Consider the following 15,378-nt stretch of genomic DNA (forward strand, 5'->3'; position numbering starts at 1 on the left):
CGTTGAAAATCATTAACAAGAGTCTCACCTTCTGTTTAGTCGTCCTCATTTGTGGTATTTTGCCCCATAGCAGTGTGCTAGCTGCGGAGTCTGGTGGCGGGCAAGTTTCATCTAACAGTAAAATCACTTTTTATAGTGACGAGCCTAAAAAAGAAGAGCCTAAGCCGACACCAACACCTAAGCCAACACCTAAACCGGGAATCCTTCCGCAAACAGGTGAGGCGGTCAAAAACTTCTCCTTGGCAGGAATAACACTATTGAGCATCACTGTTATTCTATTCCTTAGGAAAAGGAGGAAAGAGTATGAAAAGTAATTTACTGTTGACTACCTTTCTAGCTCTCGTTCTTGCTTCACTTTGTCCATTGGTCGTCTCTGCCGAAGCAGGTTTTAGTACAAACGGTCATGCGACAGTCGAAGCAAGTAACAAGACGGATCCTCTTGATCCAGAAAATCCGTTACAACCAGTTGATCCAGGTGAGAGCCCATCAACGGTAGGCGATTTGAGAATTGATTTTGTCTCAGCAATCAATTTTGCTGAAACAAAAATCACAGAAACAAACCGTCGTTACTCCAGCTTGGCTCAGTTGTTTTTTGATGGGACACCCGCCAGAGGTTCTTACGTGCAAGTGACTGACTTGCGATCAGGAGCCCCAGGTTGGACGTTACAATTAAAACAAACAACCCAATTTAAGAATGGTGATAGTATCGAATTGAATGGTGCTAGATTATCATTTGATAAAGGATGGGCCAATTCTGGTGGAACTGGTACAGCACCTGCTGTTTTTCGTGACACGATTTCAATTGATGAAATTGGCAGTTCCTACCAAGTGGCTTCGGCTGCAACTGGGGCTGGCAATGGTACATGGTTGCTATCGTTTGGCGCTTCTGCTACCAATAAAGGGAGTCAGGAAACTAGTTTAACGGCATTAACAGGGAAAGATGGCAAGCCGATGATCGATAGCTTGTATCAAAAACAAGCCTATAGTAACTCAGCCATTACCTTATCAGTACCGGATAAAACCACGATTTTACCTGGGGACTACCAAACAGAATTAACATGGATTTTGCAGGCGACGCCATAAAAAACCTGCACAAAGATTTGATTGTTTCAGTCAATGTGACTGTTAATAATAAACTAATACAACTACCATAGGAGGAATATTTAATGAAAGCAAAATCATTATGCGCAGCAGCATTAGCAACACTATTTTTAGGAGGAACTGCCGTATCGGCAGCACCAATGGATCCAATGAGTACTAACGGCAAGGTAACCGTCGAAAACGGTAAAATTGATACAGAAGACGGCGTTACTGACCCTGAAAATCCAGATAAAAAATTACCAGAATTACCAGGGATCGTTCCAAATCCAAATCCAGACATGGGGCCTTTAGAAATCTCTGATGCACCAGCTTTAGAATTTGGTACCGTTAAAACAGCGACAAAAGAAGTGACAGCTACAGCAGCAGCAAATGAGTGGACTGACCCAGTGGATGGCGCTCAAAAACGTGGAGCTGTTTTACAATTTGGTGACTTACGTACAGACGCCAATGGCTACACAGTCTCTGCCAAATTAGCAACACAATTCACTCAAGGGACTAATGTATTGACTGGTTCAACGATTACATTTGCTAATCCGTGGACGAATACATCGACTGGTTCTACTGGTACGGCTCCAACATTTAAGGATACTTTTACATTATCTTTAGGTGATATCGAAACGGTTGCTTCTGCCAAAGATCTTGACAAAGCTGGTAAAGGTATGTGGACAGTTGAGTATGGTTCTTCTGATAAAGTTGGGGATCTAGCTGACACTACTGATAAATCAGTAACTTTAGCAATACCTGCTAATACAGCTTCTTCAATGGCTGGTGGCGATTATACAGCTGTTATTGAATGGTCTGTTTCAAGTACACCAGGCGTATAAACTCAATTAACAATTAAGGCTTAAGCTGATGAGGCATCTCATCAGCTTAGCTTTTCATAAAATTTTTTTAGTAGGCGTTCGAATTAAACGGGATATCCGAATGACTAACGATAGAGTGAGGAAGATAAGATGATAGTAAAAGGAATAAAAGGCTTACTAAAGATTTCCTGTGTCAGTATGGGCTTGCTTTTTTGTTTAATTGGGACAGAGGTCTTGGCAGCTGATGAGTCAGTTGGAAATGTGGTGGGCTTTAATTATAAAGTGGACTATCCAGACAATCAATTAGGGATGAATAAAGGTTATTTTGATCTGTTAATGGTTCCCGGCAAAGAGCAAACTGTGACGATTGCCTTAAGTAATCCGGGAAAAGAAAACATAACAGTGAATGTCTCACTTAATGGCACGAAAACCAATCCCAATGGTGTAGTTGAGTATGGGGTGACGGAAATTGAAAATGATCCTTCTTTAAAATTTCCCTTTGAAGAAGTCGTCAGTGGACCAGAGTCAGTTGAGTTGGCAGGAGGAGAAGTTAAAAACCTTGAACTAAAGGTTAAGATGCCTGAAACCAGCTTTGATGGTGAGATATTAGGTGGTATTCAAATGAAAAAAGCCAATCAAGAGACAGGTGAAGTGACAAAAGGAGCAACAGTCCGGAACGAGTATACCTATGTGGTAGCGATGGTATTAAAAAACAATGAAGCTCCAGTACTGCCAGAGGTTCAATTAAATAAGGCGACTGGCTCCCAACGGAATTACCGTAACTCAGTGGCGATTAATTTATCCAATGTGGCTGCCACTTTAGTGACTGGTAAGCTAGATGTTGAAGCACAAATCATGAAAAAAGGGTCTCAGGAAGTTCTTTATGAAAGAAAGCAGTCGGGCATGTCAATCGCACCAAATTCTTATATGGATCTATATGTTTCAATGAATGGGGAACAAATGATTCCAGGCGATTACAGCGCGAAAGTGTTAGCCACGATTGAGGATCAGAAATGGGAGAAGACACTTGATTTTACCATTACAAAAGAAGAAGCAGATAAATACAATAAACGGGATGTCGGACTGGTTCAGGATCGTGGTTTAGATTGGAAAATAGTCGGTCTAATCGTAGGCGGTATACTAGTCATTGTTATTATATTATTTGTGAGTGTCAGACTGATTCAAAAGAAAGGCAGCAAAAAATCTGGCGTGAAGTCTAGTAAACGTTCATCCAGTAAGAAGCGATAAGTAGGAGTAGATAGCAATGGATTTATTACAGTGGGCATTTATAGTTGGGGTATCCTTGGGGATTCTTTCACTGATTTTTACACTTTATTTCGTCTTCTCCCATACCTCACAAAGAAAAAAAATCAAACAGACGGCAACAACCCGCACAAAGAATAAGCGGAAAAAGAAAAAAATGCTGAATCAGTTAAGTGTCATGAAGAAAAATAGCCAAAAGACCTTTCGTTGTGTCCTGCTTTTTAGCTTATTAAGCGTGGCTTTCAGTGGTATGTCCTATTACGTGACCTATTATCAGGCAACGAATTTATCGGCAGAAGATACACAAAACATAACTGATGGTTTCTATTATTTGAGAGATCTTAAAGGAGAGCTAGAAGAGATTCAGGACGGTTCTGCTAACGAAGAAAGTAGCAAGCAGACCCTCGCATTTATTGTGACGTCTTTGGCAGGTTACAGTGTTAAAAAGGCAAATACATTAAACACAACAGAAGGACAGTCAGTGTTGAATCGTTATTATAACGCTATGTCTGAATTGGGAATAAATGTCAGCCGACGGGGTCCTCAGCTTGCTAATACTCCTGAAATTCTTAAAGAATCGTTAGACGATATTGATAAAGTTATGGGGTATCAGACCAAGGCTTTTACTTTTTTTAAAGTAGATGAGTCAGTGTTACAAGCAGAAAAATAACAAAGAGATGAATCGGGATTTGATGAGGTGAAAAAAAGTAAGAATCAAAAAAGATTAAAGATGACTGAGACAGTGTCAATGAAAAAAAGAAGGCGAAAGAGCCCAAAGAAACGACGGAAAAAAACAAAGAGCAGACAAAAACGGGGAGGAGGAAAGCCTGGGCGGGTGAGATTAGTCGGCGAAGTTAAATTGCTGTTAATGGTGCTGATATTGACATTGCTGATTTTTATCGGAATAGTTTCAGTCTTTTATTCCATTAAGTCCGTCAGCGGTTATGGCATGATGCCATCGTTGCGAGATCAGGATGTCTTGTTAATCAAGCGGAAAAGTGAGTTGAAACGATTTGACATAGTGCTGATTAATAATGGGATAGAGGGGGAATTTCGGCGAATTATTGGTCTTCCGGGAGAGCGAATCAGCTATCAAGAGGATACCCTATATGTGGATGGACAGCCGTTAGATGAGAAATTTATCGTTGGAAAAGTCAATGAGAGTCAGGCGAAAGGGAAAAATTTTACAGGAGATATGAGCTTGTTTAGTATAGGGCAAGCCAGTGAAATTCCTCAGGACTGTTATCTGGTTTTAGGTGATAACCGACCTTATACGACAGATAGTCGTGATTATGGTTTAGTAAGAAAACAAGCCATTGGCGGGAAAATAAAGGCGCGACTATGGCCATTAGAGATGGCTGAAACATTTTAATAAGTAAACTATCAGAAAGGATATGACCGTAATGAGAATTGGGATTATTAGTGAAGGGTATGGCGATGAAAGCATGGAATTGTTGTCAGATTGTGATGAAGTAGAGGTGTTAAAAGCGGGGGATGTGACAACAGATCAATTTCATCGGATCGTTACCAGTCATCTGGACGATGATTTGGTGATACCATCTGTAGCTGCTATTGGGTTACAACTTGTTCAACTGCTGCCTAGTTTTAAAGTGTTGGCTAACGAAAATAAAATCATTTATTTCATTCAAAAAGATAGATCAGCCTTATTATCTGATGAAATTTTTTTTGAGGAACTGTATCATTTAGCTCTTGTAGAAGAAATGATTATCAAAAGGCGAACAGTGGCTTCAATTCGTAAAGCCCAGGAAAAAGGAATCGTACTTGGTCGACCAAAGATTGATCGCCACTTGATTAAAAAAATTCAAAAGTTGCATTCCTTGGAAAAGAAAACCATTAGAGAAATCGCCACCATTTGTAATGTCTCCATTGGAACGGCATTTAAGTACGCCAAGGAATAAGCAACGGTCCTTTAGTTAGATAGCTGGTTGTTGCTGACTAGAAAAATAAAAGGGAGTGAAAAGCTATCAAAAATCAGAAAAATAGTCAAAGCGAGACAGTGGGACGGTTAATTCCTGATAAATCAAAGTCCGTAGAAAATGAACTGCGAGATAATTATCAGAGCTTAATGGAAGTGACTCGTTTGTTGTTAAAACAAGTTGATCAGTTAAGCCAGGCTTTTAAAGGGATGAGTATATCGTATCAAAGTGATGCGACTAAACAATCGTTGCAGAAAAAAATATCAGAAGCATTGGAAATATGTGATATTCTAAGGTCAGCCGCTGATTTAGGAAAATCCCCTGACGAAATGATTGGTTACTATCTTTTAGGGGCTAAACAACAGGCAGATAAATTGGTAAAAGCTAATGAGTATTTAGAAACTGATTCTACTGAGGAATTATCTTTCATAGAGATGGAGGGTAATCCTGAAAAACAAAAGGGGCTCGAGTTAAGTGCTGCGGCTCGCCAGTATGCTGGAAGCCAGCGAGAAGAAATGTCAAATCAACGTCGCTTAGTTGAAGGTACTTTGAAAAATGGAAGAAAAGAACTAATCCCCCTTGTGGTGACGAAAAGAACTGAATTGCAGGCGCTTGAAGAAACCATAAATAATCAAATGGATGCGTTACGTCATCAGTTCGATTTACAAGAAGAGAGCTTGGAAGAAGTCTTAAGTCCAGTTGAAACTGAAGTCGTGATTGAGTTATCTACGGATACTCAGTGACAAACCATACTAGTGAGAAGGCAGTCTCTTGTAGACGGTCTTTTTTGTCTGGTTATGGCAGTCTTTTATTTTAAACAAAAAAATTGTAGAACTAGCCTTAAAAGGCCGGTCCTACAACGTTTTATTTGTGAAAAATACTTTGATTATCAAAGTATTAGATTAAAAAAACAAAAATTATGATAAATGAGTGCCCTTGTCAACGTAAATCAAATCACCTGTTAAACCAGTGGATAAATCACTCATTAAGAAGGCAACGGTGTTACCAACTTCTTCAGTCGTGACTTGCTTGTTGGCAGGTGTACGTTCGGCTGCTTCGTCCAATAAATCTCTAAAGCCTTTAATTCCTGATGAAGCCAATGTTTTAATAGCACCAGATGAAACGGCATTGACACGGATATCTTGTTTAGCTAAGTCAACAGCTAAATAACGAACGGCTGCTTCTAGTGAAGCTTTGGCTAATCCCATGATGTTGTAATTGTTAACCGCACGGCTTGAACCGATATAAGTTAAAGTAGTGATGCTACCGCCTTCGTTCATATATTTACGTGCTTCACGAGCAACAGCGATTAATGAGAATGAACTCACATCGTGAGCGATTTTAAAGCTGTCTCTTGGTGCTTCTGTAATTTCACCTTCTAAAGCTTCTTTTGGTGCAAAAGCGATTGAATGAACAACACCATCAATACTGCCAACCTTTTCGTGAATTTCAGCAAATGTTGTGGCAACTTCTTCATCATTTGAGACATCACACTGAACAGTTAATTCAGTTGGATCGATTAATTTATCCAATTGTTTTTTGACACGATCATTTTGATAGGTGTAGATAATTTCAGCGCCACATTTTTTCATTGCAGTCGCACAACCCCAAGCAATGCTGGATTTGTTGACAACGCCCATCAAGACGATTTTCTTACCTTTTAATAATGTTTCCACGTATATCACGCTCCTTAAATGTAAAGCTATCTTCTATTATACCTTGTGAAAGCCAATTTTAGAAGAAAAAGCGACTAAGACAAGGAAAAAAGATTGCAAAAGGTTACTTTCACAATCTTGATATGAAGGTTAATTAGGGACAACTGTCACTCGATTATCTGCCATCGGGACTAGTTTGACAGGTTTGTCGTAAAAATTTTCCAACTTGTCCTTAGTTAATAAATCAACTGTTTGACCTTGTTCAAAAATCTTTCCTTCCATTAGTAACATCAGCTGATCGAAGCAAGGCAAAAGTTCTTCCGTATAATGGGTGACAAACAGTAAATTAGGGGCATCTGGCGTATTGGCAATGGCTTCAATTCGCTCCAGAAGTTGTTCCCGAGCAAAGAGGTCCAAGCCGTTACAAGGTTCGTCAAGAATCAAAAGAGGGGGCTTAGCCATGAGTGCCCGTGCAATAAGGGTAATCTGGCGTTGACCTTGAGACATAACGTCAAAGCGTTTGCCGATTAAATGCTGACCGCCGCAGGTTGCCAAAAGTTCTCTTGCGGCCTGTTGTTCCTCGGCCGTTACAATTTGATGAATGCCAATCGTGGCGAATTTTCCGCTTAAGACAATGTCTTCAGCTAAAAAATGACCTTTCATTTGATAACTAAGAGCAGAACTAACCCACCCGATTTGCTTACGCAAATCAGGAATTGAGGTTTGACCGAAACGCTGACCTAAGACAGTTAAGCCACCTTTTGTGGGCCAAAGATAGCCAGTGATAAGTTGCAGTAAGGTGGTTTTACCAGAGCCATTTAGGCCTAAAATCGCCCAGTTTTCCTTTGGCTTTACCTGCCAGTTGATAGTGTCTAAAATGACGTTATTACCTTCTCTAATAAATGAAACCTCTTCAAAATTTATCAAACACTATTCCTCCTTATCCAATGCTAGAACTCACTCAATTCGAGGGGCGTGAGTGCTTTAATATTATGCTACCATTAGTGGCTGAAGTTGTAAATAAAGGCGTGGTTATCATCGGTTAAAACTATTCTTTTAAGACCAAGAGATAGTGAACAACACACAGCTATCTGAGTTGTTCACTATCAGTGGTTTACCTTCTGACTCAACGCCGATAAAGTCATTTTCATTTTCATTAAAAGACGCTCCCTTTATTTAGTTATCAATTGAAAAATGAATGGAAGCTTCCGATTTAACAGGTGGCATCCTTTGGCAATAGTCATTCGTTGCCAGGTGCCATTTCGTTTTTAGTTTCGTTAGCGACAGAATAATAACAAGGTTTATTATCGAAATAAATTTCTTCAACATAATTAATTTGTTCTTTAGGCAAGTTCTCGATAATCATAGTTGGTACAAAGTAAGTTTCCATTGGTCGATAATAAGCAACTAAGCTCGTGGCACATTGGTGACAAAAGCCTCGCTGTGTCAGGGGGATAAATCAAAGGTTGAAAAAGCAACTGTTGAGGTAAAGTTGATGTCTTTATCAAAAGCTAAACTACCGAACCCCATAGATTCCGTTGACCTCCGACACATGGGACCGTGGCAGACGGTTAGCTCTAAATTTTTTATGGTTCCTTCAAATTGTACGGTGACGCAAAAACAAGAATAGGGGTCGGTTGACAAATAAATCACTCTCTTTATTATCAGTATAAAACAGGCGGTTCTTCGTGAATAGAGGAACGTAAGGTTAAAGGTGAGTAAGGAGGATAAGTTTAGATGGGAGCTTTTGTTGATTTTACTTACTATAGAAGAAAGTCGATTATTTTAGAAAGAACATCAGGGAATAATTTGTTTAGGATGATATTTTCAACTTTTTTTCATGAATTTAGATAAAAAAAGATTTTAAAATATGCTCAAAAAAAATTAAATAACAAAAAAGAGTGAAAAAAACTATTCTTATCCATCGTTAAGTGAAAGTTTGCTATTTTTACATGAGGCTGTTCGTTTAATATGTTTGCCTACAAAAATAATATTAATGTCATTAAAATATATTTACACTTAATTTCAAGTTGTATTATGTTTGATATTGATTGATAAATTGCTGATATCCTTCCTTAATACCAGAATTAACGAACGGAGTGTCTTGTAAAAACTGTTATTTAAAATATAAGGGAGGTATAAAACGATAATGTGAGTGAAAAACTTGTCAACTAAAATAAGCTAATAAACCCTCAATAATAATATATTAATAACCATTGACCAATGAGGTTATAACCGTGTATACTAGGTTTTGTGCTCAGGTAGAACGGTCGCTATTTTTTGAAACGTGTTATTTTAAAAGGCTGGTAATCAAAACTAAAAAAAACAATTAATGAAACTAGCTAACTGAAAGTGATGTGTCAATATAAGGCAGAATCACTTCAATCTTTAGTGTTTATGTTCGTAAATGATTGTTTAAAACAGTTGAGGTAACCAGTTGGAAAAGGGGCGATAAGCACAGGCTAGTTTAGAGGCTAGTCATTATTTTTACAAAACAGTTCGTAAATTGATTTTATACGAACGAAAGGTCGGAGGAACTTTGATTCTAACCTAAGAGTGCCACGCTAGTTTGTGGGTGGTTCTGGTTGTTACACTCTTAGGTTAGAAGGGTTAGTCATTCTTCTAGGACCGAGTAACTGTTAGTTTATGTTCATTAAAACGAATATAAGCTAACAGTTACAAAAATCAAACTAGAGGAAGGAGGAAAAAAATGAAAAATAAACCTATCCGTTTCATGATGAAGACATTGGTTTTAACAAGTCTGGTGGCAAGTGTCGTATTGCCTACTGTGATGGAAGTCAAGGCAGAAGGTCTTGAGAGTACTGAAAGCAGCCAAGTTGATCAAAGTACCGAATCAACTAGTCAATCCAGTCAGGAAGTAAGCCGATCGACGGAACTGGAGGAATCTTCTCAATCTGTTGAAAAAATCATAGATGAGCTTAATCCATTACCCAGACTGACAAAATCCACCGAAAAAGGTTATGTCCCCGCCGCTCCAGAAGAAATCAAAGCGGCTAATGAGGCCGCTAACGCCAAAATGGGCTTTAACCCTGAGGTGAAAGTGGTGGAAGTTGATAACTGGCTTGATTTTAGAGGGGCGTATAACGATGGCACGGTGACGAAGATTATCATCACAGGAAACATTAGTAATGCCAGTAATCAGGCTTTAAGTTTAAGACGGACATCAATTGAAATCGACGGTGGCGGTCATACGTTACATCTTAATCGACGAAGTTTGGAAATAAATAGTCCGACAGATGGGATTGGCTTTTTCCATATCCATGATATGGTCGCACAACAGCGGATTGATAATGGGTTAACGGGAGCTGGTTATTATGCCTTCGTTAATGGGACAAACTTTACGTCCAATGTGGCGGGCTGGACTTTTAGAAATGGAAATATCACAACGGTGCCAGAGAACGGCAATCGTGTTGGCCGCTTTATTAGGGCTTATCAGTCTCAAGTTCAAGTGTACGGTAAGATGAGTCTTCATACGACCGAAGAAAATTATTATGCCGGCAGTGTGATTATTGATGATAAGACGGATTGGAATGGTGAAGTCACCTACGCTAACTATTCAGCCGTTTGGTTCGTGGAAAATTCAAGCAACTCAGCATCAACAAGTAAGTCGCAAGAATTTACCATTGGAAAAAACAGCCGAGTAGTGTTGAAAAATTCATCATCTGGTACCTCATATCCGGCGGTTTATCATCATTATGCCAGTTTAACGGTAGGTGAGAACTCTATTTATAATGCTAATATGCAGGGGAATTCAGTTCGCTTTGATCAAAATGATGCGAAGATGACCATAAAAAATGGGGCAGTTGTCAATTTGTTAAGTCGAGGCAGTGGTGAAGTAGTCCAATACAGTGCTAATAATTCAGATTTAACCGTGGAACCAGGTGGAAGTCTCTACATAGTAGGGAATACGTCGGGCGGCGTGGTTAACCTCCAAGGCGCAGGTGGTCACACTATGACCCTTGATAATCCTGCAGGCTTTGATATTAGAAATAATCACAACAGTGGTAGAGCCTTGGCCATGAATAATGCAACGAATGTCTTTACGATTAAATCGTCAGATATTGATTTATGGAATGTCGGCAGTGCTATTTTAGGACCGTCACAGGAAACCTACGCCTTAGTTGATAATTTTAGTGTTAAAAATAGTGGTGGCACAGCGAATGTGACCACGTCTGAACCGAGTCTGAGTAATTTTACGGTTAATAAGTATCGACGGATTGCGGGAATGAATTCTAAGCCAGAAGTTCTGTGGGAGCCAGTGACAGATGCTGATAAGAGTTATAAGGCAAAGGTCTTAATAGGTTATACACCTGGAGACACTTACGATGAGTTTGGTAATGTTATTTTACAGCCCGTTTATGCCTCAGCTAATCAGGCAAAAGTTACATATACTGATACGTTTGGTGAGACACATGACGCCTTTTCAGGTAATGATGGATATGCTGTTTTTACTGATACTCGCTTTAATGAAGCGAATAAGGAAATTTCGGCTATGGCAGTTCGTGGGCCATGGGTCAGTGAAGAAGCGGTGAAAACAACTGTTATCGATATTACCCCACCAGAACCAGCTAAAGTAGCTAATGAAGATCGAGTTAGTCCAATTTCTAAAGAATTGGCAGGGACAGGTGAAGTCAATGCCACCGTTAGTTTTACTTTAAATGGTGTCGCTCAACCTAGCTTGACAACGGTAGTTGATAATGAAGGTAAATGGAAAATATCATTGCCAGATGGGTTGTTGAAACAAGACGATAAACTGCAAATCTTTTTACAAGATAAGGCTGGTAAAGCTGAGATAGCCAATCCACCAATAACTAACAGCGATGTTGGGAATATTAACCCAGCGACAGATCTTAAATACAGTGATGCCACTTTTAAAGCAGCAAAAATTGTTGCTGTGAATGGCATTTTGACGATGACGTCTGCCCCTGCGAACGTATCCTTTGGTTCTGTGAATATCCTGGACTTTACACAGTTAATCGGTGCTGATAAAGGAAATATCGATACGGAACTGATTGTCGAAGATACTCGAGGTGCTCGGGATAAGTGGGATTTAACTGCCCAAGTCATAGAGGAAATGACCAATGAGGGTGACGAATTAATTGGCGCGATGAAGTATTATTTTAACAATGACCTATTAACTCTAACCAAAAGTCCTCAAACCATCTATACAAATGGCGCTAATGATCCTAAGTTAACCTACAATATTACTGACGGTTGGGGGAAAGCGGACAACCAAAATGGCTTGAAATTTCAAGCGAAAGGCGATATTGTTCCAAAAACCAACGGTAGTTATACAGGGACGGTGAAATGGACGTTGCGTGATACGATTGAGTAAGGAAAGGATGAATATAGTGAGCAGAAACAGAATTATCATAATTGTACTGAGTCTTGTCTTTGTTTTATTCATGACTTTTCCATCAAACGTCCGCGCTAGTAGTGCTGGTAATCAAGGTGAAGTGGAGTTCTATTATGAAGACAGCAGTCTTGAACCTGAACCAGAAAAACCAAAACCAACAACACCAAGTCCCCCTTCAAAAGTGTTGAGTTTACCACAAACAGGGGAAAAGATGACGCCTTATTATCTAATTGGATTAGGCATGATAGTAATAGCGACAGTATGGTTTTGGAGACGACAACGGAGTAAGGAGGGGTTAGGTGAACATTAAACGTACCTCTTTCGTGTTAGTTGCATTTCTCGCTTTTGTCCCATTGATGAGAGTGACTGCTGAAACCCAAACAACGGGTAAAGGCACAGTCACATTTCACTCAAGCGACAGTGAGACACCACCGATTGATCCTGAAAAGCCGGGTGAAGTGGTAGAACCGAGCGGCCCGATTGTTAAAACAGAAGGACCGCTACGCTTGGATTTAGTTCCAAAATTTACTTTTGGTCCTCAAGCCATTTCAACCAAGGATCAAATGTACTACGCTGACGCCCAGCTTTTTAAAAGCGACACTCCAGCTCGAGCGAATTATGCGCAAGTGACGGATAATCGAGGCACAGTAGCTGGTTGGGAGTTAACGGTCAAGCAAGAAACTCAGTTTTCAAACAGTGCAGCTAAAAACAACGAATTAAAGGGGGCAGTTTTGTCCCTAGATAAACAGTGGGCAAATTCAACTATTGGCCAGCAATTTCAACCGACCATTATGAAAGACGCCATTGAAATTAATCAAATTGGTGCGTCTTATCCCATTGCAACAGCCGAACGCGGCAAAGGCAATGGTACCTGGGCCATTCAGTTTGGGTCATCAGGTGAAACAGATGGCAATGACAATACGTTAACCCCCATCTTAAATGCCGATGGTTCGGCTTTAACTGATCCTTTAACCAAGAAACCCATGTTTAAAAATCAAGCAATCTCATTGTTCGTGCCGGGAAAAACACTAAAAGATCCGGTCAAATACACAACGGTGTTAACTTGGACGATAGCCGAGTTGTCATAGCATTACCAAGCAGTACAAAAAAATAAAATATAGGTAAAATCCTAGGAGGAACTATTATTATGAAATTACAAAAATTAGCAGGTTCAGTATTATTAGCATCATTAGCATTAGGAATGGTAGCACCACAAGCTCTTGCAGCAGGTGAAGAATTAGTTGGTAAAGGAACTGTGACATTCTTAGAAGATAAGACTATTACAACACCAACTGACCCAGAAGAGCCAGGTAAAGAAGTAGTTGTCGATCCAGGTGAAGGTACAACGCAAACAGAGCAAGGACCTTTATCAGTTGATTTTGTTTCAGTTCTTAAATTTGGCGAACGTACGTTGACACCTTCAGCAAATGCTGGCGTTTATGAAGCAAAACCAACAACGGTTAAAAAAGATGGCGTTGACACAGAACGTGGTAACTTTGTGCAAGTAACCGACAAGCGTACAGGAGCAGCTAAACTAGGTTGGAAATTATCAGCAGCTATGACGAAGAAATTTACAAGTGCGACAACTCAAGATGAAATTGCAGCAGCAACGATTTCATTTGCGAACCCATTCTTAAATTCAACACAAGCGGATAAAGGTGATATCCATGCAGATGCTACCGTCTTATTAGAATCAGATGGATCATCAGCGCCAGTAGCCAATGCAGCAGCAGGCAAAGGCTGGGGAACGTATACTGTTGAATACGGAACATCTACAGATGCCAATATGGATAAATCAGTAGTTCTAACAGTACCAGCATCAACACCACTTTCAGTTGACGAAGAGTACACAGCAGATATCACTTGGACTATTGCTAATTTAGACTAAACAGATTATAATGAATGCAAACTGTTCGTTAAAACCTGTTATATCGTTCGAGAATAACTATTGTTGAACTATCCAGATGCCATTTTATTTATAAGGCAATGGCCTTAGTTAATTCGGGATGTTCGAAAAAAACAACTATGTCGAAAAATAGCTCAGTGGAGGAAACTCTGCTGAGACTATTGATTAGACGTTCTGCTTTGAGCAATGACGGACAACGGTGAGTTGTCGAAGTTGCTGAGAGCCTGGACGATATCAAACAATAAAAACGTATGTAAGGGAGACAGTTTTATGACTAAATTAAAAAACGTATTGACTGCATTAGCAGTTTTCACCGCTATTTTATTACCGACATGGGTACAAGCCGATGAGGTCGAGAATGCCGTTGAATCAACTGGCTATAGCTATAAAATTAATTATCCAGAAAACCAAATTACACCAGGTGGGGCATTAAAATTAAAGATGAATCCTAAACAAGAACAAGAAGTGACTGTTGAACTTGAGAATTACAGTGACGAAGAAATGACCATTGATTTATCCTTAAATGGCGCTCGTACTAATGGTAACGGCGTGTTAGAATATGGCCCAAGTAATTTTCAAAAAGATAAATCTATGCAGTATGACTTATCTGATCTAGTGACGATTCCAGACTCTGTAAAGGTTCCCGCGAAGGGCAAAACTGAGTTGGTTCTGGCGATAAAAATGCCAGAAGTTGCTTATGATGGCATTGTCACAGGTGGGATTGAAATGCAAAAAGCCGGTCAAGTGGAAGCATCAGGTGACAATAAAGGTGGGCAAACCATCGTTAATAAGGTGGCTTATCTTTTTGGCGTGACTCTTTCAATGACAGATAAGGACGTTAGTCCAGAGTTAGAGCTTCAAAAAGTTTACCCAGAGTTAGCAAACTATAAAAATGCGATTTTCCTTGATATTGCAAATACAACTGCGGTAAAAGTTGAAAACCTAACGTTGGATGCGGTGGTGACAAAAAAAGGCAGTGAAGAAGTTCTGTATGAAAGTAAAAAAGCCAATATGGCGATGGCACCTAATACCTTGATGTCTTATCCGATTAGTTTAGCAGGTGAAGAGATGGTTGCTGGTAAATACACAGCCAATGTCAAAGTCTCTAATGGTGAGAAGGAATGGACATGGACAGAAGAGTTTGACATTACAGATGAAGAGGCTGATAAATTTAACCAAGGTGATGTCAATATTGTGCAAGAGCGCGGTTTGAATTGGAAGATGATTGGGGCCATTGTTTTTGCTGGATTGTTCGTAATTGTGGGGATATTCTTCCTTCTACGTGTGATGAATAAGAAAAAAAACACATCTAAGAAACGTCAAAAATAAGCAGGAG

15 protein-coding genes are annotated in these 15,378 nt (G+C 39.6%); 13 read left to right on the forward strand and 2 right to left on the reverse strand.

What is annotated here, in order from left to right; genetic code table 11:
• Window positions 1-2 precede the first annotated feature (2 nt).
• From RWN13_RS09750 to RWN13_RS09785, 8 genes are all read left to right on the forward strand, one after another.
• On the forward strand, window positions 3-314 hold the full coding sequence (locus RWN13_RS09750; RefSeq protein ID WP_314062783.1) for an LPXTG cell wall anchor domain-containing protein: 312 nt from the start codon (window positions 3-5) through the stop codon (window positions 312-314).
• Entirely contained in the window at window positions 304-1,083 is a 780-nt protein-coding gene (locus RWN13_RS09755; RefSeq protein WP_314062784.1) for a WxL domain-containing protein, read from the forward strand. The genes RWN13_RS09750 and RWN13_RS09755 overlap by 11 nt, the downstream gene beginning before the upstream one ends.
• A gap of 83 nt (window positions 1,084-1,166) precedes the next feature.
• Entirely contained in the window at window positions 1,167-1,925 is a 759-nt protein-coding gene (locus RWN13_RS09760; RefSeq protein ID WP_314062787.1) for a WxL domain-containing protein, read from the forward strand.
• A gap of 129 nt (window positions 1,926-2,054) precedes the next feature.
• Window positions 2,055-3,152, forward strand: a complete 1,098-nt coding sequence (locus tag RWN13_RS09765; protein WP_314062790.1) for a DUF916 and DUF3324 domain-containing protein — start codon at window positions 2,055-2,057, stop codon at window positions 3,150-3,152.
• Window positions 3,153-3,168: 16 nt separating this feature from the next.
• Entirely contained in the window at window positions 3,169-3,837 is a 669-nt protein-coding gene (locus RWN13_RS09770; RefSeq protein ID WP_314062794.1) for a hypothetical protein, read from the forward strand.
• A gap of 165 nt (window positions 3,838-4,002) precedes the next feature.
• Entirely contained in the window at window positions 4,003-4,539 is a 537-nt protein-coding gene (gene lepB / locus RWN13_RS09775; protein ID WP_314062796.1) for a signal peptidase I, read from the forward strand.
• Window positions 4,540-4,570: 31 nt separating this feature from the next.
• Window positions 4,571-5,086 (forward strand): hypothetical protein, encoded by a 516-nt coding sequence (locus RWN13_RS09780; protein ID WP_314062799.1) that lies wholly within the window; start codon window positions 4,571-4,573, stop codon window positions 5,084-5,086.
• 98 nt (window positions 5,087-5,184) lie between these two features.
• Entirely contained in the window at window positions 5,185-5,847 is a 663-nt protein-coding gene (locus RWN13_RS09785; RefSeq protein ID WP_314062802.1) for a hypothetical protein, read from the forward strand.
• Window positions 5,848-6,021: 174 nt separating this feature from the next.
• Here the strand turns inward: RWN13_RS09785 and fabI are convergent, their stop codons facing one another.
• Together fabI and RWN13_RS09795 are read right to left on the reverse strand one after the other, a co-directional pair.
• Window positions 6,022-6,780, reverse strand: coding sequence for an enoyl-ACP reductase FabI (gene fabI, locus RWN13_RS09790; protein ID WP_314062804.1), 759 nt, complete (start codon window positions 6,778-6,780; stop codon window positions 6,022-6,024).
• A gap of 129 nt (window positions 6,781-6,909) precedes the next feature.
• Window positions 6,910-7,686, reverse strand: coding sequence for an ABC transporter ATP-binding protein (locus tag RWN13_RS09795; RefSeq protein WP_314062809.1), 777 nt, complete (start codon window positions 7,684-7,686; stop codon window positions 6,910-6,912).
• A gap of 1,783 nt (window positions 7,687-9,469) precedes the next feature.
• Here RWN13_RS09795 and RWN13_RS09800 point away from each other — a divergent pair.
• The 5 genes from RWN13_RS09800 to RWN13_RS09820 all read left to right on the forward strand — a co-directional run bounded on the left by RWN13_RS09800 (window position 9,470) and on the right by RWN13_RS09820 (window position 15,371).
• On the forward strand, window positions 9,470-12,115 hold the full coding sequence (locus RWN13_RS09800) for a pectate lyase-like adhesive domain-containing protein (protein WP_314062812.1): 2,646 nt from the start codon (window positions 9,470-9,472) through the stop codon (window positions 12,113-12,115).
• 16 nt (window positions 12,116-12,131) lie between these two features.
• Window positions 12,132-12,446 (forward strand): LPXTG cell wall anchor domain-containing protein, encoded by a 315-nt coding sequence (locus tag RWN13_RS09805; protein WP_314062814.1) that lies wholly within the window; start codon window positions 12,132-12,134, stop codon window positions 12,444-12,446.
• Window positions 12,436-13,224 (forward strand): WxL domain-containing protein, encoded by a 789-nt coding sequence (locus RWN13_RS09810; RefSeq protein WP_314062817.1) that lies wholly within the window; start codon window positions 12,436-12,438, stop codon window positions 13,222-13,224. The genes RWN13_RS09805 and RWN13_RS09810 overlap by 11 nt, the downstream gene beginning before the upstream one ends.
• A 59-nt stretch (window positions 13,225-13,283) precedes the next feature.
• The gene (locus tag RWN13_RS09815; protein WP_314062820.1) at window positions 13,284-14,024 is read left to right on the forward strand and encodes a WxL domain-containing protein; all 741 of its coding nucleotides are present in this window, start codon (window positions 13,284-13,286) and stop codon (window positions 14,022-14,024) included.
• Window positions 14,025-14,312: 288 nt separating this feature from the next.
• On the forward strand, window positions 14,313-15,371 hold the full coding sequence (locus tag RWN13_RS09820; protein WP_314062821.1) for a DUF916 and DUF3324 domain-containing protein: 1,059 nt from the start codon (window positions 14,313-14,315) through the stop codon (window positions 15,369-15,371).
• Window positions 15,372-15,378: the final 7 nt, after the last annotated feature.

The organism is uncultured Vagococcus sp. (assembly GCF_963518325.1).
Taxonomy (GTDB): Bacteria; Bacillota; Bacilli; order Lactobacillales; family Vagococcaceae; genus Vagococcus_D.